At 45.7% G+C, this 22,926-nt stretch carries 17 protein-coding genes and 2 pseudogenes; 8 read left to right on the forward strand and 11 right to left on the reverse strand.

Annotated elements, in window-relative coordinates; genetic code table 11:
* Positions 1-122: 122 nt before the first annotated feature.
* The 3 genes and pseudogenes from hldE to FM037_RS00630 all read left to right on the forward strand — a co-directional run bounded on the left by hldE (position 123) and on the right by FM037_RS00630 (position 3,526).
* Positions 123-1,552: pseudogene (hldE, locus tag FM037_RS00620) on the forward strand (bifunctional D-glycero-beta-D-manno-heptose-7-phosphate kinase/D-glycero-beta-D-manno-heptose 1-phosphate adenylyltransferase HldE).
* A 2-nt stretch (positions 1,553-1,554) separates the two neighbouring features.
* Positions 1,555-2,034: a pantetheine-phosphate adenylyltransferase gene (gene coaD, locus FM037_RS00625; protein WP_144044389.1), complete on the forward strand. Its 480-nt coding sequence runs from the start codon at positions 1,555-1,557 to the stop codon at positions 2,032-2,034.
* Between the two features lie 7 nt (positions 2,035-2,041).
* Positions 2,042-3,526 (forward strand): capsule assembly Wzi family protein, encoded by a 1,485-nt coding sequence (locus tag FM037_RS00630; protein ID WP_144044390.1) that lies wholly within the window; start codon positions 2,042-2,044, stop codon positions 3,524-3,526.
* A 128-nt stretch (positions 3,527-3,654) separates the two neighbouring features.
* Here the strand turns inward: FM037_RS00630 and FM037_RS00635 are convergent, their stop codons facing one another.
* From FM037_RS00635 to FM037_RS00680, 9 genes and pseudogenes are all read right to left on the reverse strand, one after another.
* Positions 3,655-4,527 carry an alpha-1,2-fucosyltransferase gene (locus FM037_RS00635; RefSeq protein WP_144044391.1) on the reverse strand — a complete coding sequence of 291 codons (873 nt, stop codon included), beginning with the start codon at positions 4,525-4,527 and terminating at the stop codon, positions 3,655-3,657.
* 66 nt (positions 4,528-4,593) lie between these two features.
* Positions 4,594-5,409: a bifunctional DNA-formamidopyrimidine glycosylase/DNA-(apurinic or apyrimidinic site) lyase gene (gene mutM, locus FM037_RS00640; RefSeq protein ID WP_144044392.1), complete on the reverse strand. Its 816-nt coding sequence runs from the start codon at positions 5,407-5,409 to the stop codon at positions 4,594-4,596.
* Positions 5,410-5,457: 48 nt separating this feature from the next.
* Positions 5,458-5,945: pseudogene (locus FM037_RS00645) on the reverse strand (hypothetical protein).
* A gap of 340 nt (positions 5,946-6,285) precedes the next feature.
* The gene (gene moaA, locus FM037_RS00655; protein ID WP_144044394.1) at positions 6,286-7,272 is read right to left on the reverse strand and encodes a GTP 3',8-cyclase MoaA; all 987 of its coding nucleotides are present in this window, start codon (positions 7,270-7,272) and stop codon (positions 6,286-6,288) included.
* Between the two features lie 80 nt (positions 7,273-7,352).
* Positions 7,353-9,152: a bifunctional molybdopterin-guanine dinucleotide biosynthesis adaptor protein MobB/molybdopterin molybdotransferase MoeA gene (locus FM037_RS00660; protein WP_144044395.1), complete on the reverse strand. Its 1,800-nt coding sequence runs from the start codon at positions 9,150-9,152 to the stop codon at positions 7,353-7,355.
* A 14-nt stretch (positions 9,153-9,166) separates the two neighbouring features.
* Positions 9,167-9,757 carry a molybdenum cofactor guanylyltransferase MobA gene (gene mobA / locus FM037_RS00665; protein WP_144044396.1) on the reverse strand — a complete coding sequence of 197 codons (591 nt, stop codon included), beginning with the start codon at positions 9,755-9,757 and terminating at the stop codon, positions 9,167-9,169.
* On the reverse strand, positions 9,741-10,460 hold the full coding sequence (locus tag FM037_RS00670; protein WP_144044397.1) for an energy-coupling factor ABC transporter ATP-binding protein: 720 nt from the start codon (positions 10,458-10,460) through the stop codon (positions 9,741-9,743). The genes mobA and FM037_RS00670 overlap by 17 nt, the downstream gene beginning before the upstream one ends.
* 3 nt (positions 10,461-10,463) lie before the next feature.
* Positions 10,464-11,171, reverse strand: a complete 708-nt coding sequence (locus tag FM037_RS00675) for an ABC transporter permease (protein ID WP_144044398.1) — start codon at positions 11,169-11,171, stop codon at positions 10,464-10,466.
* Positions 11,172-11,265: 94 nt separating this feature from the next.
* Complete coding sequence (locus FM037_RS00680) at positions 11,266-12,078, reverse strand: substrate-binding domain-containing protein (protein ID WP_144044399.1); 813 nt, start codon at positions 12,076-12,078, stop codon at positions 11,266-11,268.
* A gap of 272 nt (positions 12,079-12,350) precedes the next feature.
* Between FM037_RS00680 and FM037_RS00685 the strand changes: the two genes are divergently transcribed.
* Complete coding sequence (locus FM037_RS00685) at positions 12,351-13,733, forward strand: sigma-54-dependent transcriptional regulator (RefSeq protein WP_144044400.1); 1,383 nt, start codon at positions 12,351-12,353, stop codon at positions 13,731-13,733.
* 1 nt (position 13,734) lies between these two features.
* On the forward strand, positions 13,735-15,852 hold the full coding sequence (locus FM037_RS00690; protein ID WP_144044401.1) for a sensor histidine kinase: 2,118 nt from the start codon (positions 13,735-13,737) through the stop codon (positions 15,850-15,852).
* 1,308 nt (positions 15,853-17,160) lie between these two features.
* Here the strand turns inward: FM037_RS00690 and FM037_RS00695 are convergent.
* On the reverse strand, positions 17,161-17,817 hold the full coding sequence (locus tag FM037_RS00695; protein ID WP_144044402.1) for a 7-cyano-7-deazaguanine/7-aminomethyl-7-deazaguanine transporter: 657 nt from the start codon (positions 17,815-17,817) through the stop codon (positions 17,161-17,163).
* Between the two features lie 241 nt (positions 17,818-18,058).
* Between FM037_RS00695 and FM037_RS00700 the strand changes: the two genes are divergently transcribed.
* Positions 18,059-18,802, forward strand: coding sequence for a substrate-binding periplasmic protein (locus FM037_RS00700; RefSeq protein ID WP_144044403.1), 744 nt, complete (start codon positions 18,059-18,061; stop codon positions 18,800-18,802).
* Between the two features lie 307 nt (positions 18,803-19,109).
* Here FM037_RS00700 and FM037_RS00705 read toward each other — a convergent pair whose 3' ends face one another.
* Positions 19,110-20,468, reverse strand: coding sequence for an isochorismate synthase (locus FM037_RS00705; protein ID WP_144044404.1), 1,359 nt, complete (start codon positions 20,466-20,468; stop codon positions 19,110-19,112).
* Positions 20,469-21,012: 544 nt separating this feature from the next.
* Here FM037_RS00705 and FM037_RS00710 point away from each other — a divergent pair.
* Together FM037_RS00710 and FM037_RS00715 are read left to right on the forward strand one after the other, a co-directional pair.
* Positions 21,013-22,191, forward strand: coding sequence for an HD-GYP domain-containing protein (locus FM037_RS00710; protein ID WP_144044405.1), 1,179 nt, complete (start codon positions 21,013-21,015; stop codon positions 22,189-22,191).
* 89 nt (positions 22,192-22,280) lie between these two features.
* Entirely contained in the window at positions 22,281-22,922 is a 642-nt protein-coding gene (locus tag FM037_RS00715; RefSeq protein WP_144044406.1) for a paraquat-inducible protein A, read from the forward strand.
* The last annotated feature ends 4 nt before the right edge of the window (positions 22,923-22,926 follow it).

Raw genomic sequence — 22,926 nt, forward strand, 5'->3', positions numbered from 1 at the left:
TTGAAGCTCTTGGCTTGGCAAAAGGAGATTTAATACTTGAAAAGGAAATCAGAGGAAAGCTGACAGTATTTAGTAAATTTAGGTACAATCATGCCTAATTTTACAAAGATGATAAGAGTGTTATGAAGGTTTCTCTGCCTGCATTTGAAAAAGCTAAGGTCCTAGTTGTCGGTGATGTCATGCTAGATCGTTACTGGACGGGGCCTACTGGGCGTATTTCTCCAGAAGCACCAGTGCCTGTAGTTCGCATCAATCAGATAGAAGATCGTCCTGGTGGAGCGGCTAACGTTGCACTCAACATTGCTACACTCGGCGGACAGGTCTCATTAACTGGTATTGTCGGTCAAGACGAAGCTGCCGATGCATTAACTACGGGCGTACAAGCCCTGGGGGTTGAGCCTAAATGGCATATCGTTACCGATAAACCAACCATCACTAAGCTAAGGGTTATGTCCCGTAGTCAGCAACTGATCCGCCTGGATTTTGAAGAGCCGTATCCTGCAGCTGAGAGCCAAGCCTTACTAAATGCAGCACTTGAACAGCTTTCATCCGTCGATCTCGTCGTGCTATCTGATTATGCCAAAGGTGCCCTTGCTGACCCTCAACCCTTCATTCAACAGGCTAGAGCGCAAGGAGTTAAGGTGTTAGTCGATCCAAAGGGGAGTGATTTTTCCCGTTATCGCGGAGCGACACTGCTTACACCAAACCTGAGTGAGTTTGAACTGGTTGCTGGCGAGGTTACTAGCGAAGCCGATCTTGTTGAAAAAGCACATAAACTACTGAAACAGTTTGAGCTTGAGGCCTTACTCGTTACTCGCTCAGAGAAAGGCATGACTCTGATCACATCAGATAAGCTTGAGTTACATATCCCTACCATTGCCCGAGAAGTTCATGATGTGACTGGCGCTGGCGATACTGTTATCTCAGCACTCGCTACAGCACTGGCTGCAGGTAGCTCACTGCCGGAAGCTTGCGCTATTGCCAACACGGCAGCGGGAATAGTGGTGGCTAAACTGGGTACCTCTACGGTTAGTCGAATTGAGTTGATAGAGGCTCTTTCCCTTAGCCATGGTGAGATGGGGTTTGGTGTGGTTTCAGAGGAGCAACTCGCTTATGCACTGGAACAGGCGAAATTACGCGGTGAGCGTGTTGTGATGACCAATGGCTGCTTCGATATTCTCCATGCTGGACACGTGAGCTACCTGAAGGAAGCGAAAGCTTTGGGAGACAGGCTCATTGTCGCAGTCAATGATGATGATTCTGTAAAACGTTTAAAAGGGGACGGCAGACCGATTAATCCTCTCGATAGGCGCATGGCTGTACTTGCAGGCCTAGCTTCGGTTGACTGGGTGGTACCTTTTAACGAGGATACCCCCAGCGGATCATCTCTCACCTGTTACCTGACATGTTAGTGAAGGGGGGTGACTATAAAATTGAAGATATAGCTGGTGGCAAAGAGGTGATGGCTGCCGGTGGTGTCGTAAAGGTCCTCTGTTTTGAAGATGGTATCTCTACCACCAAGATCATCGAAAATATAATGGCGAAAGGCTAACTATGCACACAAAAGCTATTTACCCTGGGACATTCGATCCCGTGACAAATGGTCATACGGATTTAATCGAGCGAGCGGCCAAGTTATTTAAGCATGTGGTTATCGGTATCGCGGCCAATCCTTCTAAGCAACCTAAGTTTTCATTAGAGCAACGTGTGGAACTGATTAAACTGGTCACTTCACATTTACCTAATGTTGAGGTGGTAGGCTTCACTGGATTATTGGTGGATTTTGCCAAGGAACAACAGGCCAGTGTGTTGGTCCGGGGTTTGAGGGCCGTGTCTGATTTTGAGTATGAATTTCAGTTAGCCAACATGAACCGTCGCCTTAACGCAGATCTGGAGAGTGTATTTCTTACACCGGCAGAAGAGAACTCGTTCATCTCATCAACCTTGGTTAAAGAGGTGGCTTATCATGGTGGTGATGTCAGTCAGTTTGTACATCCAGAAGTCTCTAAGGCTCTGTTAAAGAAGGTTAAGTAATTAAGTCATGATAAAAGTAGTTAAATTATTTCTTGCCAAACTTGGATTAGTTTTAAGTCTGGTTTTCTCATCCTCCCTGTTGGCTGCACCTTGGGTCGATGTCTCTGATATCTATCTGCGGGCAGATATTCAAGCTCTTGCCGATGCAGGTGTTATTACCGTACCTGTTAACACCTATCCTCTAATGTGGTCTGGTATCGGCGTCGATCTAGCTAAGACAGAGCCATCGATTCTGACCCCTGCCTTGGCCGAGGCATACGCAAGGGTGAACTATTATTACCGCAGTGCCGTCGGCAACCGAGGCAATACCCGCATCAAGGCGGCCGCGGCAACCGATGCGGCGCGCTTTCAACATTTTGGTTCCGATTATCGTGAGCAAGGAGATCTGCAAGTTTCCCACGAATATATGGGCGATCGTTTTGCATTCAAGGTGTCGGCATCGGCTCATTACGATCCTGCTGATGGTGAAGAGTTCCGTCTTGATGATTCATATTTCGCTATGGCTCTGGGTAATTGGATGATCACTGCCGGGGCGGTCGAACAGTGGTGGGGACCAGGGTTTGACTCTGCATTGCATAGATCGAACAACGCCCGTCCCTTGCCATCACTCATGATTAGCAGAAATAATGCCGCCGCTTTCGAAACGCCTTGGTTGTCTTGGTTAGGCCCCTGGACGCTTACCGCTGGTATCAGTCGGTTAGAGGAAGACCGCGCCGTCGCTAACCCGTTATTATGGAATTTTCGCAGCTCGATTCGCCCATTTCGCCAGCTAGAGGTGGGTTTTTCTTGGTCTACTCAGTTTTGTGGTGAGGGCGAGGACTGTAGCTGGGAGACCGCACTGAAATCGATAAGTGGTCAGAAAGATTGTAGCGGCGCAGGTTGTACAAATTATGGCAATCAGATGGCTGGCTATGATATTCGTTTCAGCGATACTTGGTTCAACATCCCATTCGGTATCTATTATGAAAAAACCTGTGAAGATAGCAATGGTTCAGCGCCTTGGGATATTGTCGACTGTGGTCATTTTGGCGGTATAGATACTCGATTCAACTTCGACAATGCTCAGTATAAGTTGTTCTTCGAGTATACAGATACCATGGTTGCCTGCGGTGAAGATGATAATAGCTTCAACTGTATGTATGAGCATTCAACTTATCAATCAGGCTCGCGCTATTACGGTAAAACTTACGGCAGTACCTATGAAAGTGATGCGATAGTCTATGCCTTAGGCTTAATTGGGCAGTTTAAAGATAGCAAAGGTATCACTTCGATTCTCAGATATGCCCAGTTAAATAAAGATGGTTCTAGCCCTGCAAACGCTTGGGTGGCACAAAGGCCGAAAGAAGACCTGTTGATGTTGGAGCTTAGCTATCGTATGCCTATCTGGAAAGGCATGATGAGTGTCGGCGGTACTGTGTCACGCTCCGAGTTTGATACCCAGGAGAGTGAGTCCGATGCCAGCTTATTTGGCACTTATGAGTATCGTTTCTAAATCTATATATGTAATACAGTGTGGTTTATAAAGAATATAGAGGAGGATAAATAATACTACCGCTATCAATGTATTATGATCGCGGTAGTTTTTAGGTGATGAATTATAGGGGGAGTCGATTAAGGTTTTTAGTTGGATATCGAAACAATGTTCCACGTTGAAGGGATTAGGTCGTTAATATACTCAACTCCCTGAATCCACTTATCTGGCGCTATAACAATCCTATTTGGTTTATTGTTAAGCCATGCTCCCCACCAACTAAATGAGCTATTAGCGATAATGTTATGGTTACAAGAGCTCATAAGTTGTAAATCCCTATAAGACTTCTCTTCAGTGTTCCAGTCAACAAAAATGGCATCTTGCAATGAAAGATACTCTTCACACCAAACAATATCATTGGAAAAAACAATGAACAGAGGTTTATCAACTTTCTGGTTTATTAGATTTATTGCATTTTTATAATATGTTGTCGTACAAATCCCGCCTAAAGTTGAATGGCCAACATAATCCCCTCTTCTGACATGTATGGACACAGTATTGTGATTTTTTATTTTGTTAAGTAATTCTAAATTGTTCGTTTCAGACACTGGAGGAAATTTCAAAGTGTTTCTTAGTGTTTCTTCAACAGCTTCAAAATATTTATAGCTCTGCCAGTAACCTCTAAAGTACACATTCTTATTTTCTAGACCTACTAGTACATTTTTATATTGAAATTCATGCTTTCGTCTTTCTTCAACTTTAATTTTTCTTTGGAAGTATCTGAGTATCTTTTGCGGTAAGGTGCTATTTTTACTATAAATAGCTTCTACCTCTTTTTTCGTACTATAAGTTTCACCTAGCTGAAACACAAGCTCCAACTCGTATCCATTATGTAGTTTATAGTCGTTAAACTGACTTATATCTAGCTTTACTTCTTCATTGAACTGTTGCTTCAAAGCAATGTAAAAAGCATATTGAAACAACTGATTTCCAAGTCCACCGACGACATTGACTATTTTCATACTTCATCCTGCGAAAATTATGTAAAACTGCTTGATAGTAATTTAGTATCTAAATAATTATTAAGCTTATTTGTGCTGGCAGATGCCACAAAATACCGTTGCCCGTTGGCCTAATTTTATCTCACTGAGTAGATTGCCGCATTGGGTGCAGGTGTCGCCGCCGCGACCATAGACATGCAGTTTCTGGGCAAAATAACCAGGCTTACCGTCGGCATTAGTGAAGTCTTTTAACGTCGTGCCACCTTGTTTGATGGCACTAGCGAGTATCAACTTAACTTCGGTGACTAAGATAGTCAGGCGTTCGATGTCTAGTCTTCCTGCTTCGGTCTGTGGATGGATCCCCGCCGCAAATAGCGCCTCGTTGGCGTAAATATTACCTACACCAACCACGATATGATTATCCATCAGGCAGAGCTTGATCGCTTTTTTCTTGTTCTGTAGCGAATCAAACAAATACTTGGGGGTAAAGTCATCTTTGAGCGGCTCAGGCCCTAATTTTGATAACAGTGGATGGGCTTCTTCTGGCAGTTCACACCAGAGCCAGGCACCGAAACGACGGGGGTCGTTGAACCTGAGTATCTTACCGCTGGCAAGCTCGAGATCGATATGATCATGCTTCTCCACTGGAGTACTTCTTGGCACTATGCGTAAGCTGCCTGACATGCCTAAGTGGACAATCGTGGTGCCGGCGTCAGTGTCGATAAGCAGGTATTTAGCCCGGCGACGCACATTACGTATCACCTGACCGACTATCTGCTGGGCTATCTGAGGCACTGGCCAGCGCAGGCTGGCATTACGTACCACTAAGCCGATGACTTCCTGATCGACAAGATGTGGAGTGATTCCTTGGCGGGTAACTTCAACTTCGGGCAGTTCGGGCATAATGAGTTCTCTGGAGATAGATATGTGATTAGCTGCTTGTCTAAGCTGCTAATTGTCGATTACAGCTTTGGCTTTAATTATCGGTGATAGGGCTTCACGTTGACTGGGGGGATCAGATACCAGTTGTTGGCTGGCGACTTGAGCAGGCCGTGCTTAGGGTAAAACTGCCATAACTGCGGCTGTTGTTTATCGGCTATCTGGATAACGACTCTCTGTGCACTCTGCTTATCAATATCTTCATCAATAGCTGCAAGGATATCAATACCCTGCCCTAGGGCTGACAAATGAATTTCACTCCATGCCTTAGCCCAAAATTGGCAGTTGAGTACATCAGGGTGACATTGCCAGGCTCTACTGCCCTTGTTGAGCCAGAGAGCGTCGAGTTGTAGCTGGACTAAGGGCGAGTTGTCGTCGAATAGCGGGTGGGCATCGTCGGGGAGTTTTGCCGTCTTCTGATCTAACAGGGTGAGGATAGATATCATCATGATCGATGCGAGAATAATGATATTGTTCCACTTTTTCCGTGATAGCGCCATGATGTCCGGTTTCAGTTTTGAGGTAACTAGAGGAGATAGGCGCAGTTTAGCATGTCATAAAACCAGCGGCTAATACCGCTTAGCCTCCAGTCGCATTCATGAAACGTTTCGCCTTCAGCGTCAAATACGTGCTGATTAGCCTGCAGTCGCATTCATAAACCTCAGCATCTGTACTTAGCCTTCCACGGCAAATACATGTTTCTCAGCCACCGGTCGCATTCATGAATCTCAGTATCTGCACTTCGCCTTCCACATCAAATATATGCTCTTTAGGCTTAAGTTTAATCGCATCTACAATAGGGTGGTTTTTAGTTTTCTATGTCGGCGGGCACTCTCGAACTCAGCCACCGGTCGCATTCATGAATCTCAGTATCTGCACTTCGCCTTCCACATCAAATATATGCTCCTTGGGTTTGAGCTTAATCGCATCCAAGATCGCGGCTTTTAACTTCTCTATGTCGCCGGGAAACTCACGCACTATGACCTTGAGATCCACCGAGTGTTCATTGCCGAGACAGAGCAGTAAGCGCCCCTCGACGGTGACACGTACTCGGTTACACTCATGGCAGAAGTTATTGCTATGGGGCGAGATGAAGCCAACATGGATCGAGCTGCCGGGCATAGTGTAGTAACGCGCCGGGCCACCGGTGCGTTTATTGGAGACGCTGAGTTGATAGCGTTTGGAGATAATCGATTTGACCTCGTCGCTGCTGCAGTGACGGCTCTTCTTACGCTCATCGATAATGCCCAGTGGCATCTCTTCGATGAAGGCGATATCCAGCTCACGATCGCGACAAAACTCGATAAGGTCTAACACCTCATCGTCATTCTGACCGCGGAGGATCACTGCATTGATCTTGATACGCTTAAATCCGGCGGCCTTGGCGGCATCAATACCCGCGATGACTCGCTCGACCTTGCCATTGCGGGTGAGCTCGGTAAACAGTTCAGGCTTGAGGGTATCCAGGCTTATATTGAGCCTGCTTAAGCCTGAATCTCGCATCTTTTCGGCAAACTTAGTTAGCCGAGAGCCATTGGTAGTCATCGACAATTCTGACAAGCCTGGCAGTGCACCGAGTTGCTTGACCAGTTTGTCGCAGTCGCTACGAACTAGGGGCTCGCCACCTGTGAGGCGGATCTTGCTGACGCCGAGTTCGGTAAATGCTTGCCCAACCCATGCCAGTTCTTCAAGACTAAGCACCTGCTCTCGCTCTAGAAAGCAAGGGTCTTCACTCATACAGTAGACGCAACGGAAATCACATCTGTCGGTGACAGAAAGGCGCAAGTATTCCACCTTGCGACCAAAGGTATCGACCATCAAACTCATACTAATTACCTACAACGGGGCGCTAAGCTAACGGCGCAAATTTCTGCTTGCTTCAGACAATATGCAGTGCATATTCTAAGTTACAGAAGATCAGCAAAGGGTTGAATATAAACGGTATCACCAGAGTTTAACTGATCATCTTGCTCACCTATGATGATAAGACAATTGCCTTTAACCATAGAGCTCAACATCCCAGAGCCCTGTGCGCCTGTTGTGGTCACGTGTAACCTGCCATCCTGATCTAAGTGGTAGACGCCGCGGATAAATTCTGTGCGTCCCTCACGGCTGCGCATTTTGCAATCGGCAATCGCGGGAACTAGGCTAGGCTGCCAGTTTTTCTCACCGGCTAGCTTACGTAGAGCCGGTTGCACGAATTGGATGAAGGAGACCATGACTGCAACCGGATTACCCGGTAAGCCGAAGAATAAACTGTCGCCAATCTGACCGAAGGCCAGCGGTCGTCCCGGACGCATATTGATACGCCAGAAGTTAATTTTACCGACTCGATCTAAGGCAAGCTTGATGAAGTCGGCATCGCCGACCGATACGCCGCCTGAGCTTATGACCATATCCGCATCCATGGCGGCCTGTTGCAGTGCTTCGGCGAGAGCATCTTCTGAGTCGTGAATGATGCCTAAATCGATAACCTCACAACCTAGTTTACGCACCATGGACTTGATGGTGAAACGGTTAGAGTCGTAGATACAGTTCTGTTTTAATGGCTCGCCGGGTTGGCAGACTTCATCACCGGTGGAAAACACGGCCACCTTAGGGCGTCTAAATACCGGCAGCTGACCGAATCCTAAGGATGCCAACATGCCTTGCTCCGGCGCCTGCATACGCTTATGGGCTGCCAGTGCTGTCTTGCCTTTAGCGATATCTTCTCCGGCTAAACGCACATGCTGGCCCAAGGTTATTTCTCCCTGGAAGCTGACATTTGTGCCTTGTTCATTAGCAAGCTCCTTGGCCTGTATGGTGTCGGCGCCAGCGGGCAAGGGTGCACCTGTCATGATGCGTACGGCTTCGCCGTCCTGCAGCGTGCCTTTATAATGATGTCCGGCCATCACGTCGACGACTATGCTGTAGCGCTCGAGCCTAGGCTCGGAGAGCTTGAATGCATAGCCATCCATAGCCGAGTTGGTATTCTGCGGTACATCTACGGGAGAAATTGCATCTTCGGCGAGTACGCGGCCGCTAAGATCATCTAATGCTAACCGCTCGGTGTCGGTGATTGGCTTTACAAACGAGAGAATATTATCTACGCCTTGTCTGACGGAGAGTGTCTCACTCATCCCAAATTCACAGCCAGAAGAGGGAGCTAGTGGTAGAGGGGCTGGAGATACTTGCCACTTGCCGATATATTCGATAACAAAGTCGGCTATCTGAGCGACATCGTTGATATCCAAACGGTGCAATTCACCAGGGACTTGGGTGTCTGCACAACAGGCGATAGCCTGGATATTATCATCTTGAGTATGAATAAAGGGTTTGCCGTGGGCGGCTCTGTGTAGTTCGATCTTGGGTAACTCAAGCTTCTTGAAGCCTTCGACTAAAACAATGTCGACCTTATCTTGTTCTATTTGTTGCAACAGATGTGGCAGCTGAGGATCTCCTTCGACCGCATCTTCGGTCATAAGAGCCCAGCGTACATGGGAGGCGACTAACATCTGGCGAGCACCCGCTTTGCGCATCTCGAAGCTGTCCTTTCCCGGAATATCCACATCGAAGTTATGGTGGGCGTGTTTAATCACCGCTAACTTAACCCCACGACTATTTAACTCAGGAATGAGTTTCTTGAGTAGGGTGGTTTTTCCTGTGCCGCTATAGGCACAAAATCCGAGTACAGGGATCGATAGCGGATTGGTAAAAGGGATGCTCATTTAGACCTCGAAATTTATTTGGCAATTGCCTCAGCAAGTTGTTGTTTTTGTTCTGGCGTATTTACGTTAACAAAGGCATTGGGTTGATCTGAAAAATCAGTGACAACACAGTGATGTTTTGCGTACCAAAAATCTATTTTTCGTTCGCCAGCATCTAAGAAGGCTTTCATTGAGTCTCTTAAACTGGGCTTGAGCAACAAGACCACGGGTTGCTCTCTCTTACCGTCACTGGCAACAGCTAACTCGGCACCTTGGCTCTCTACTTGTGTCAGCATGCGTGACACAAGATCGGTTGGTAGCAAGGGACAGTCACAAGGTACGATCAACAAGTAATCTGCCTGGGTATTTCCCATGGCGGTGATCATTCCCGCTAGTGGACCTAAGTAACCTGTATCTTCATCGCTGATGACAGGGAAACCAAACTCAGCATAACGGGTTTGATTACGGTTTGCGTTGATCAGGATCCCCTTAACTTGAGGTTTTATCCGATCGATTGTATGTTTTATCATAGGTTGTGCATTTAGCTCGACTAAGCCTTTATCGTTTCCACCCATGCGTCTAGCCATCCCGCCGGCTAAGATCACGGCATCAATTTGCAATGACATATTGAGAGTCCTGTATGTTTATTGGAGCTGTATTCGCTGGATTAACAGCGGCGCCCGACGATATTATCGTCTGATCTTTTATAATCCAGGTTTGATTACATAAGCTGGTCAGCACGCAAGCCTGATGGCTACTGATCAACATGCCTGTACCAAACTCTTGCAGTTCACTGATCATAGTGAGCACCAGCTGTTGAGAATATTTATCCATGTTAGAAGTGGGTTCATCTAACAGTAATAACTTGGGTCGCATTATCCAGGCTCTGGCGATGGCGAGCCTCTGCTTCTCGCCGCCGGATAGGCTGGAGGCAGTCTGTTTACACAGATGCGTTAGCTGGGCCATCTCGATCGCGGCAAGAGTGCGTTGATTGAGCTCTCTGGCTGTCATATCGCTGAATGTATGTGGGAAGCGTAGGTTATATTCAACGCTACCATCGAACAGGTAAGGGTGTTGATGCAAGTAAACCGCCTTACCTAGCAGAGGATTGGAACGCCACCATGGCAGTGGGGCAAAACCTTCGGCAGTAATAGTACCGCGGCTTGGCTTCAACAAGCCAGCGAGCAGTTTCATTAAGGTGGTCTTGCCACTGCCGTTATCACCCTGTAGGTATATGGTGTTTCCCTCTGACAGTTGTACTCTGTCAATAGTGAATAGCTGTCTTTCATCGAAGCACATCTCGATATTTTGCGCTATCAAGTTGGCCATAAGTTAGTGGCTCCTCGGTTCGGCTTTGCCTCTGAGAATACCTAAGGTGAAGTTAAGCACCAGAGAGAGTATGAGCAAGACTAAACCTAAGGCTATCGCCTGGGCAAAATCCCCCTTACTGGTTTCCAATGCGATAGCGGTGGGGATATTGCGAGTCACGTCGGCAATATTACCGCCCACCATCATGGAACAACCTACCTCGGTCAAGATACGACTGAAGCCTGCCACAATGGCCATCAGCAAGGGAACTTTCAACTCTCTGCACAAGGTCCAGATAGATCTAAGCCAGGAGGCGCCTAAGGTGCGGGAAGTTTCCCAGGCTCTGCGGTCAACACTGGTAAAGGCGGCTTGGCTCATGGCCACCAAAACCGGAGCACAGATGAGTATCTGGCCTAAGATCATGCCTTTTTGAGTGAACAACCACCTAAGATCACCCAGAGGCCCCATACGGGTTAGCATCAAATAGACGAGTAAACCTATGACCACTGTGGGGATAGATTGCAGAGTTTGAATGAGATTGGTGATAAACCAGCGACCGGGAAAGCGTCCGAAAGCCAGCACAAATCCTAGTATCATAGAGGGCAGCAAGGTGATCAATAACGCTGCAAAAGATACAGAAAAAGAGACGGAGACGATGGACCACACTTCGGGGTCCAATGAAAACAGCAGGCTCAAGGCCTGCTGTAAAAGGGCTAACCAGCCTTCATTCATCTGTGATAGACCGATTCAGATAACGGCATATTCAGACCTTCAAATGTGTCTGCTGTATCGCATTTTAAAAAGCTGTTTAACCAGAACCTTAGAGTCATTCGCTATAAGTTGCCTTAAATAGTTGCTCACCTTTAACGGTATAACTATTGATCATGCCTTGAGCTTCGGCACCGATCAACCAATCACTTAGGGCTCTCGCGCCTTTGTGGTTAAGATCTGGGTATTTAGCTGGATTTATCAGCATGATCTGATATGGGTTAGCTAATGCTTGTCCGCCATCGAAATCGATTGTCATATCCAACTTGGCCTTATAAGCCACGAAAGTACCTCGGTCTGACAGAGTATAACCTTGTAATTCATTAGCCATGAGTAAGGTCTTACCCATGCCTTGACCTACTGACTTATATCCTTCGAAAGAGGGATCTACTTGGGCATTGTTCCAGATGATCAACTCTTTCATGTTAGTGCCTGAATTATCCCCACGAGAGATAAACAGCTCACCTGACTCGGCTATTTTAGCAAATGCCTGTTCAACTGTCTTACTGCTACGTATGTTTGCCGGGTCATTTTTAGGGCCCAAGATCACAAAGTCGTTCATCATGATGCCGCGAGGGAGCAGACCATAGCCTTCATCGACAAATTTTGCTTCGGCGGCGGGGGCATGAGTCATGATGACATCGACATCGCCTTGGCGAGCGAGCTTTAATGCCTTGCCTGTACCAGTTGCAATGACCTGCACCTGGTAACCTGACTCGGCTTCAAATTTTGGCAGTAAATTTTTCAATAAACCAGAGTTTTCGGTGCTGGTGGTGGTGGCTAATTTTATTATCTCTTCGGCGTGGGCTGGCATGCCCGTTATTAACGTCGCGGCTAATGCAATACTGAAGATAGATTTTAGGTTTAACATGCATACTCCTTGGCTATTCTAATAAGAGGACCCCCTGCCATATGGAGTCATCCAATAATTTGTTTATAACTAGCAATTTCAATGCCAAGTAACAGCCAGTTACATCCGCTTCACAAGATGGCTAAAAGTGCGAGTCGAGTCGCAAATTTTGTCAGCGCTAGGCAGACATATTGTCCCAAGCGTCGCATTCTTTGGTTCACAGTGACCTTTCTGCCTAAACTTGATGCTAGAATCATCATTAAAATGAGTCAAAATGTCCTAAAGTAGACAATATGAGCCAATTAAAGAAAGATTCCAAACCACTTCCCTCTGCGGTGTCTGTGCTGATTGTAGATGATGAGCCGGGAATGCGTAGTTTCCTGAAAAAAGCCTTATCCAAGAAGTTTGCCTTAGTGGAGACGGCCGCGAGCGTCGAAGACGCCGAACAGCTGAGAAGTCGTTGTCACTTTGATCTGCTCATTGTCGATATACGCTTACCAGGGCGCTCAGGCATCGAATGGCATGAGGCACTCGATGATCAGGAGCGTCGCTCAGATATCATCTTTATGACAGGCTATGCCGATATGGATGTCGCCATTAAGGCGCTGCGAGCCGGCGCTTCCGATTTTATCATGAAGCCATTTCACTTAGAGCAGATGATGAAGGCGGTCGACCGCTGCATAGAGAGGCGTCTACTCAAGCGTGAAAATTTGATGCTGCGTCGGGAAGTCTCTATCGGTCAATCTTCTACCATAATAGGTAGCAGCGATGCCATGCAAGAAGTTAAACACGTGATCGAGCGTGTCGCACCAACCAATGCGGTGATCTTGATTGAGGGAGAATCCGGCACCGGTAAAGAGCTGGTGGCCAGGCAGCTTCATCTCCTCAGTGGTAGACAGGGGCCCTTCGTGGCGGTGAATTGTGGCGCTATCGCTCCAGACCTGTTGGAGAGTGAGCTTTTTGGTCATTCGGCCGGTGCTTTTACCGGTGCTAAGGGCAGTCGCGAGGGCTTATTTAGTTTCGCCTCTGGCGGGACATTGTTCCTCGATGAAATTGGTGAGATGCCACTCAAGATGCAGACGGCCCTATTAAGGGTTCTGGAGCAGAGAACGATACGTCCCGTAGGCAGTGAGAAAGAGATTAATATCGATGTCAGGGTGCTAGCGGCGACGAACAGAAGGCTGGCGGAAGAGGTTGAACAAGGTAACTTCAGACGAGATCTTTATTACCGTATCAATGTATTAGATATTGTCATCCCTCCTTTGCGAGAACGGCCCGAAGATGTGGTCGAACTGACTCATCATTTTACCTTGCAGCTGGCGGCCGAGCTCGGGGTCAAGGAGGTAGTTTGGAGCCATGAAGACATGCTTAAATTACAGCAATATAGCTGGCCCGGTAATATTCGTGAGCTGCGCAATATGATCGAGCGTTGCATCTTATTAGGTAAGCCGCCGGCAGAATATTGGAAGCAGCAGCCTAAGAGTGAATCGTCAAACGAATCGGGCTACCCTCTGGACTGGAGCCTAAAGGAAGTAGAGAAGCACCATGTGATGCAAGTTGTTGATATACATCAGGGCAATAAATCTGCCGCCGCCAGAGACCTAGGGGTGTCGCGAAAGACCTTAGATCGCAAGTATAAAGAGTGGTTCAGTACACATAAAGAAGAGGAAAATTAAGGTGTCTTTTTTCCCTCGGGTATTCGGTGTTAATTGGAAGCAGATGCAAGCTAAGGTACGCTATCGAATTCTTATTCTAACTCTGTTACCTATATTATTGACCTTAGTCAGTTTAGTGTTTATCACTATCTACTGGAATATCAGTTATACTGGTAAGCAGTTGTTTATGAAGGTTAAGGCTGACCTCACGGTTGCTAGTAATACCTTGGTTTCGGTGCAGAAGAGTCAAGAGAAACAGCTAGAGTTAGTGATGAATTCCTGGAAGTTCCAGAATGAGTTCAGGCAGTTTGACACCAGACAAGATGACTCCCGTCAGCGGATAGATGTCTTCCTGGAGGCACAAAAACGAAAATTGGATTTGGATTTCCTCAGTTTGGTCAGTGTATCTGAAGCCGCTGCAGATCCGGATCTTCGCTTGATGTTGCCTAAGGTTAAGGGGAGTGATGCCTATTCTGGCATGATGGTATTGGGTCCAAATCGACTTGCCAGAATTGACCCTGATCTGGTTGCGGCTGCCAATATTATTTTGGTTGAAACTCCCAGATCTCAGAAGCTTACTAAGACGGTTGAAGATAGGGGCTTACTCAGCCGTAGCTTGTTACCTATTCCTGACGCTAGTGGCAATATCGCCTGGTATCTGGATGGTGGCATTCTATTTAACCGCGATACTCGCATAGTCGATCATATTCGTGATCTGGTTTATGACAAAGGTACCTTGCCTGAGCGCTCTATAGGCACAGTGACCATCTTCCTCGATAATATTCGAATCAGTACCAATGTCCCCTTACATTTCTTTCCTAAGGATGGCGAAACCGAGGGACGCGCTTTGGGCAGCCTGGTATCGGAAGAGGTGAAACAGCAAGTATTGTCCCAGGGCCTGCTCTGGGTCGACCGAGCCTTCGTGTTTAATGATTGGTTTATCTCGGCATATTCACCATTGGTAGATATTCAGGGTAACCGCATCGGCATGATTTATACCGGTTTCTCAGAATCGCCGTTTATTCATAATTATCTGCTGAATATCATAGAGTTGGGGACTATCTTAATGTTGGTTCTCTTGGTGTCTGGACTCTTAGTCTATCGCGGCGCTTACAGCTTGCTGCAGCCGATAGAGCGAATTCACCATGTGGTTAAAGCGGTCCAGTCCGGGCGTAATTTGCGCATCGGCTCTTTGGGCTTAGAGCGGGATAATGAACTCTCTAACTTAGCCGAACAGTTTGATCGTATGTTAGACCTGCTGCAGCGTAGAAATTCGCAGATCCAGGCGGCATCAGAGCTATTAGAGGATAAAGTCGAGGAGCGTACCCGTAGCTTGCAAGAGAAGACCGAAGAGCTGCAGAACAACGTGGCACTATTAAACGAGACTCGACAGCAGCTGGTTACTAACGAAAAATTGACTGCCTTAGGCGAACTGACCGCCGGGATAGCACACGAGATTAACAATCCGACAGCGGTGATCTTAGGCAATATGGAGCTGCTTAAGTCTGAACTCGGTGATAATGCAGACATAGTCGAGGAAGAGATAGATCTGGTTATTCAGCAGGTCGGACGTATTAGTACCATTATTCATAGTCTATTACAGTACAGTCGCCCCGGAGAGTTCAATGCGCCGCTGGAGATGCATCAACTGACCCCTATCATCGAAGAGATGTTGGTGTTGGTGAGGCATTCGATTCAGGAGCAGGAAGTTATCTTGAACCAAGAACTCAATGCCAGTTATCCCATTGAGGTGAACCGGCCTCAGCTGCTACAAGTTTTGATTAATCTGGTGGTTAATGCAGCCCATGCTATGGATGAGCAGGGACGGATCTGGATCAGGACCTATGATTGGGTTTATATGGATGAACCTATCGGCGTCAAGATAGAGATTGAAGATGAAGGCAAGGGGATACCTCAGGAGCAACTGAGCCGAATTTTCGATCCCTTCTATACCACTCGAAAGGACGGTACAGGTTTAGGCTTATCTCTAAGCTACGGCATCATCAAACGTATTGGCGGCACTATCGAGGTGAGTTCTACAGTGGGCAAGGGTACCTTGTTCACCATAGGTTTATATCATAAGGCTAAAGAGGAGCGGACAGATACGCCATATGAAGGGCTACACTTCAATGGCACGTAATTGTCCTCAGGTTATAGGACAAATCATAGAAAAGGTTGGAAGCGGCTAGCGTGTGAAGAGCAAGTTGGAGTGTAGAGGCTAGCGCGTAACAGGCAAAAAAAAGCCTGGAAAATATAATCCAGGCTATAAAGAGTGTGTGAGCAATGTCGTGCTTGAAAACTCAACTTCATTATGACCTATGACATAAAACATAGGCTGAATCACATAAGTAAGTATGAGTCCTTGGAACGCATGTAAATAATAATCATTATCATTTGGTTGTGCAAGTGTTTTGTTGGTATTTTATATTAATAAGGCTTGAGTTAACGTTTACCACATTTAAAATCAATTGCTTACCTTGTATCTTGTTGATTGGAATTTACAAACAATTGTTTTGTCGTTTTATCAATTTGAATCTTCTACAAGCAGGACATAGGCTGATATTGGCCTTTCCTTCCTCTTGATACTCATTAACTGATAATGCATGGCTATTGGTTATGTTGATAGGACTGTTGCCGCTTGGTAGGAACATACTCACTCGTTGCCTTGCCTCTGAAGCGCTAAACTCTCGCTGAGTGACCACATCTTTATACGAATCGGTAATTGGCTTCAGTCAAAAATTTTAGGCAAAAAAATACCGGGATAAAAATATCCCGGCTATAAGAGTGTGTGAGCAATGTCGTGCTATGCGAAACCCGCTTAACTTTCCTATTGAGTTAACTCTTTAACAAAAGTTAATTAAATAGTGAGCTAATTAAAACAGAGATGAAGTGTTTACCTTAGCTTGTAGAGTGAGTTCTTGGAACGCACGTAAATAGTAATCATTATCATTATCGTTGGCAAGTTTTATTTGTGTGATTTTGGGTTTATTTTGTTGTTAGTTTGCTGCAGGGTGAAAATCAGGCAAAAAAATACCGGGATAAAAGATATCCCGGCTATAAGAGTGTGTGAGCAATGTCGTGCTATGCAAAACTCGCTTAACTTTTCTATTTAGTTAACTTTTGATAAAAGTTAACTAAATAGTGAGCCAATTAAAACAGAGATGAAGTGTTTACCTTAGCCTTGTAGAGTGAGTTCTTGGAACGCATGCAAATGGTAATCATTATCATTAAGTTTGGCAAGGTGTTTTATTGTAAAGATTTGGATAGTGGGCATGTTATTGATTTAGATGTTACATAAGCTTTTGTAAATAAAGATTATTAAGTGAAATGTTATTGCTGTTTTTATATCAATTAATATTGATAATCACTTTAGGGGGAGGGCGACATCTCATGGATAAAATTGAGTGCCGCCATTTTAATGCATTGAAGCAGACATGGTCAGTGAATGCTATCTGTTCGACATTTGTCTTATATTGACGATTCTTTGTTCTAAAACCTTTAATAAAATGCCGTATGCAGGTAGGAACAGGCATAAGCTCACGATAAGTTTGAAGCCATAATCGACACTGGCAATCTCAGGCCAGTGCTCTGCCATAAAGCTATCGCTGGAGGCGTAAAAAGCGATGCCAAAGAAGACGATAGTATCGATCAGGTTACCGACTAATGTTGAAGCGGCTGGGGCTACCCACCAGGACTTAGTATCCCTTAATTTAGCAAAAACGGTGATATCCATTAATTGGCCAACAAGATAGGCCGCAAAACTCGCAAATGCGATCCTAAATACAAAGCTATTAAATTCTGCCAGTGAGCCAATACCTTGAAAATTAGCCTGGTGAAACAGGACACCCATTAAATAAGAGATCACTAAAGCGGGAAGCATGGCCTTAAAAATTATTTTTCTCGCATTACTTTGGCCGAAAATTCTTACGGTCAGATCTGTAGCAAGATAAACGAATGGGAAGCTGAATGCTCCCCAGGTTGTATGTAAGCCAAATATTTGAAACGGCATCTGAACTAAATAGTTACTGGCGCATATGATCAATATGTGGAAGCCGACGAGCAGAAGCAGTGCACGACGAATTTGTGTTGTCGATAAGGATAACATTTTGTGACCTTTTTATAGACTAAGCTTTGATACGGGGTGAGGGAACCCGCTGGTTATGGTTAACACTCAATTAAGTGGCTAATGGAATAGGCGTCTTAGTGAGTGTTTTTTGATTATTTTGCCCCGGTAGGGGCGGCACAGTATATAGGTGTAGAGGGTACTGGCAAGTAAAAATCCAGCTTAGTGATCAAATAGTAACTTTAGCATCTAAACTTAAGCTAGGTTTCTCGGGGCTAAGGCAATGCAGCAGCTAATTTGCAGATTGATTTTGATTGTACTCAGCGCAATACCCATCAGTGGTCTAACTGAACCTGCCCGCATACATATCGTTACCGAAAATTGGGTTGGATATACTAATCATGATGGCAGTGGTTATTACTTCGATATTTTAAGACGAATTTTTCCCGCTGAAGACTGGCTGCTGGAAATAGACATGGTGCCTTTTTCTCGGGTCAGGTATTTACTACATCATCATAAAGCGGATATGGCGCTTGGCTTCTATCCCGATGATAAAGCCAACTCAATATACAGTGATATTCCTATTGAAGTCGATACCGTAGATGTGGCGGTAACGCCGGAGTTAGCAGCATTGTGGCAGGGCATAGGCAGCTTAGCTCAAAAGAAGGTGCAGGCACTGTTAGATTATCGCTTCGATGAATTGATCCCCGTTGCTATGTACTATGAAGAGAGTGTTAACTTGTTGGATCTGCTTAACCGGGTAAATCAAGGGAAAATCGATGCGGTTCTCGACTATAAGCCCGCCATGCTCACTAAAGTGGCTGAGCTGAATCAACCAAGGCAGTTTGTCATTATAGAGGATGTATTTCGGCTGGAGGTCTATTTTGTATTTAGCAAGACGGACAAGGGGGAGCTGCTAAAAACTCACTTCGATAAAGAGCTAACAAAATTGATAGCCAGTGGCGAGCTTGAACAGCTGTTTCGTCATTATGTAGGTGAGAATGCCGAACGCCTCTCAGCTAAGTGACGCTAATACCATTCCATATAAGTATCTGGTCAGTTCAGAGACTCTCAGTTTTTTCAATTCAAGGCGCATTGATGAGGAAATGGTTATTCCCTTTTAAGTCAATGCAACACAGAAGTGGAAACACTGAGAGTCTCACGCAGTGCGGGTTTCAAAACCCTTTATGCTACGTTGAATGTTCTCGATATAGAATAACTATTAGCTTCAAACATTCGCCTTGCCTACAGTGCTTTGAACTCCCGCTGAATGATCAGATACTTACTCGGAATGGTATAAAACAATAAACCCGCTAAATCACCCACCTAAGCATTTAGAGTTCCGTTAATATCGAGAGTATTGTGGTGAGCTTATTTTCCAGCTCTAGCCACTCATCATCAGCCTCGGAGCCGGATACTATGCCTGCACCGGCGAACAAATTTATCCGCCCAGGTTCAATCAGCGCGCTGCGAATAGCGACGGCAAATTCACTTTCATATTTATTAAAATATCCACAAGCACCAGCATACCAACCTCTGCTATATCCTTCTCGTTGACGAATAAAATTCATTGCCGGTTCTCTGGGGAGTCCTCCTACGGCTGGAGTTGGATGCAGGGCAAGTAATAGCTGAAAATCATCTACGCCAGGTTTTAACTCGGCGCGAATAGAGCGGTGTAGGTGCTGAATATGACTTAATTTAAACACCTTAGGTGTCTCTTCTGCGCCGACATAGTTACTTAAGGGAGTGAGAACATCGACGATATGCTGTCTTACTAACTGATTTTCATGGCTATTTTTGCTATCTTCCATTAGCTGTTTTGCGAGTAAGGCATCTTCTTCTTGATTTAGCCCCCGTGTCGTCGTGCCAGCTAATGCCTCGGTAAATAGCTCCCTCTGACGGCGGCGAAATAGTCGCTCCGGCGTACAGGAGATAAAGGTACGATCCGGGCTAAACTGAAAGCCAAATTGAAAACTATTTGGGTTACGACCTTGCCAGCAGGCAAGCAACATCCAAGGATTTATCTCTTCATTGACTTCTAGTTGAGTCAGGCGAGATAACACTACCTTGGGGGTCTCTTTGATAAATTTAGGGTGAGTGACCCGATTAACTAATTCTGTCCAATGATAGTGATCCGGCCTGTCACTACGACCTAGCAAACTGACTTTATTTGGCGGTGGTAGTGGTCTAGGGGCGGCTAAGTTAGCTAAGCTCTCGATGGCATTTCGGCGCTCAGATTCGGTATCCTGGTTTTCACAATTTAAATTAACCAGTAGCTTATATTCAGTACCACTGCGTCTTAACTCTATTCTGGGTAAAACAAATCTGGCCCTGCCAAATTCTGGCCAGGACTCAGTCGTTCTGTCGAACGCGACACCGCCGTAATAGCGAATGTCTTGATTATTGGTTAGTGTGCGTTGTTCCTGGTACGCCATGGCGAGCTGGTTATCGTCTACAGCCTCGTCATAGAAGAAGTCTTTGCAGCTACCAATAGCGGAGACCTCTTCTTCGGTATCTCTGCCTTTCCAATAGATCCTTGGATAAATTGGTTGAGCTGATAACCAGGCTATAACGGGTAAGGCTTTGATACTGACAGACAGTTGAATGATGGGATCGCTAGGGGACTGGAAATTAAATTGTTTCAGCTTATCGGTAAGAGACGAAATAGCCTGTGACAGCAATAGGGCAGCCAATAAAAACTCCAAACAGATCAGAATAGTGAACGCTCATGTAGCGACATGAACTCAGCTATTAAGACTCATAAAAACAATTGGTAATAAGAATCTTTACCACAAAGTAAAGGGCGAGCCGAAAAGTGTCAAGCTGTAGGCCTTTAAGCTGTGAACTTGGGCTTTAATTCGACAGTATTCAGCCCTTATGATGAAGATGCTTAACTCGATGGTATTTTATGGAACCAGCTAATATTACAGACTAACATGTATGGGGTTGCAACTTGTTTCTTAGGTTTATCTCTATGGGTACTTGAAATCAACTGGTTACTTAATTAGTTGGTATGATCGTAGTATGTTTTTAAATCGAGCGGTTCTGTTATTGATATTTTAAAGTGGTGATTTAAGCTTTCTAGGAATAGAATGCCCCCTCTCGCCAAGTTAAAAACAAAATGTCGATAAGGCATCTGGCGTACTAGAATACTTATATGAAGATGTATCAAGGTAAAGAGTCTAATTTTTAATAACAAACTCTAGGCCAGAAGGTCATTTGGGGGGATGTGAGCACATGGTCGGTTCGGCGGATTCTAAAGCATTAGTTAAATTTCCTGTGTCTAAATTGGACATAGGTATGTTTGTGTCGGCCATAGACCAGAAAGGTCAGGTAGCCATAGCCAATGCTGGACAGATCCGTAATCAAAATTCGATTATTAAGCTGAAGAAGAGTGGCATCGAATATGTGTGGATTGATGTTGAACGTTCGGCCGATAGCTGTGGACTCAAACGCGCCATTTCGCCTAAACCTGTAGTCAAGAAAATCAAGCCAAGTAGAGATAAGTCTCAGCTACATGCTAAGAAATTGATCCTTGAGGCGAAAGTTCTGCTCAAGAAGGTATTGTCAGAGGTCTTCGAGGGCAAAGCCATCGAGGTCGCGCCATTTGAAGCACTAGCCGATAATATGATCGAATCTGCATTGCTCGACGATGATGCTCTCAAGTGTGTATCGGCCCTGAGAACGAAAGACGCCTATCTGTTAGAGCACTCGATCAACGTCGCATTTCTGCTGGTAACCTTCGGTAAATACCTCAAGATGGATAAAGAGATCCTCAGGCAGATGGCCGTGGGTGGGATCTTACATGATATCGGTAAAATTAAGGTCGATAATAAGGTGCTTCATAAGCCGGGGAAATTAACCCCTCAAGAGTTTGAGCATATGAAGCTACATCAGGTTTTTGCCATAGAGATTATGGCCGAGACCAAGGGATTATCGGACCTCAGTAAAGATATTTGTCTGATGCATCATGAGAAGCTGGATGGTAATGGTTATCCTCGAGGTCTTAAGGGAGATGAAATCCCCCTACATGGGCGCATGAGCTGTATCGTAGATATATTCGATGCCCTCACAGCAACACGTTGTTATAAGGAGGCCATGAGCCCGGCTGCGGCCTTCAAGATCCTCCTCAGCCTGACACCGTTTCATCTGGATGAAAAATTAGTTTACGATTTTATCCGCTGTGTGGGGGTATATCCAGTGGGCTCTTTGGTGGAATTATCGGACGGTCGAATAGGCATAGTCTGGGAAGCAAAGGACAGGGATGCGCTACACCCCGTACTCAAATGCTTCTATTCCATCAAACTTAAACGCTATACCAGTGTGACAATGGTCGATCTACTTAAGTCTGATTTGCATATCGAACGTGGTGTTTCCCCAAGCAGCTTGAATGTCGATCCCGCTCCATTTTACTAGTCTCAGAGCCCTCTTTTAAATTAGGCTCTTTTTGATCTGCCTATTACATCACAGGTATAATCCGGTATTCACTATCTGCTGAGCACAACATGAAACGTATTTTACCTGCAATCGTTATTTTACTCTCTCTGGCCTTACTGGTCCCAGGTGTGACACTGCCCATTCTAAGCATCAGTGGAAGTATAGAGAAATCTGAGCTGGCTCAGGCGGGGATCACCCATCTGGCCGATGGTAGTGGTAGCGCTAGAGATATGCTAACTATGATGTCGAGTATGTTAGGGCTAGACACGATCCAAGGTGAGGTCGAGGTTTTTCAGAAAACGCGCAGCATCTGGGGGACTGTCGAGGAGCTGTATCAATCCGGGAATATCTTGGTGGCTCTATTGGTAGGGGTATTCAGTGTCGTTATTCCAGCATTGAAACTTATCTTGATGTTGATACAGCAAACTCCTATTGCACCTAAGGCTAAATTCAGACTCGGTCAGTTTACAGGCATCATAGCAAAGTGGTCGATGGCCGATGTGTTCGTGGTGGCACTTATGGTGAGCTACATGGCGGGGAATGCCTCCGCGGGAATGGGAGAGCTGTTAAAAACCACAGCGAGCTTCGATGTGGGTTTCTACTACTTCTCTGCTTACTGTGTGTTTTCTATTCTCAGCGGTTATCTAATGCGCCGTACAAGTGAAGCCGTTAACACCACTGATGAGTCAGGGATGGGGGCGAGAGCTTAGGTAA

The sequence above is a fragment of the Shewanella psychropiezotolerans genome (assembly GCF_007197555.1).
Classification (GTDB): Bacteria; Pseudomonadota; Gammaproteobacteria; order Enterobacterales; family Shewanellaceae; genus Shewanella; species Shewanella psychropiezotolerans.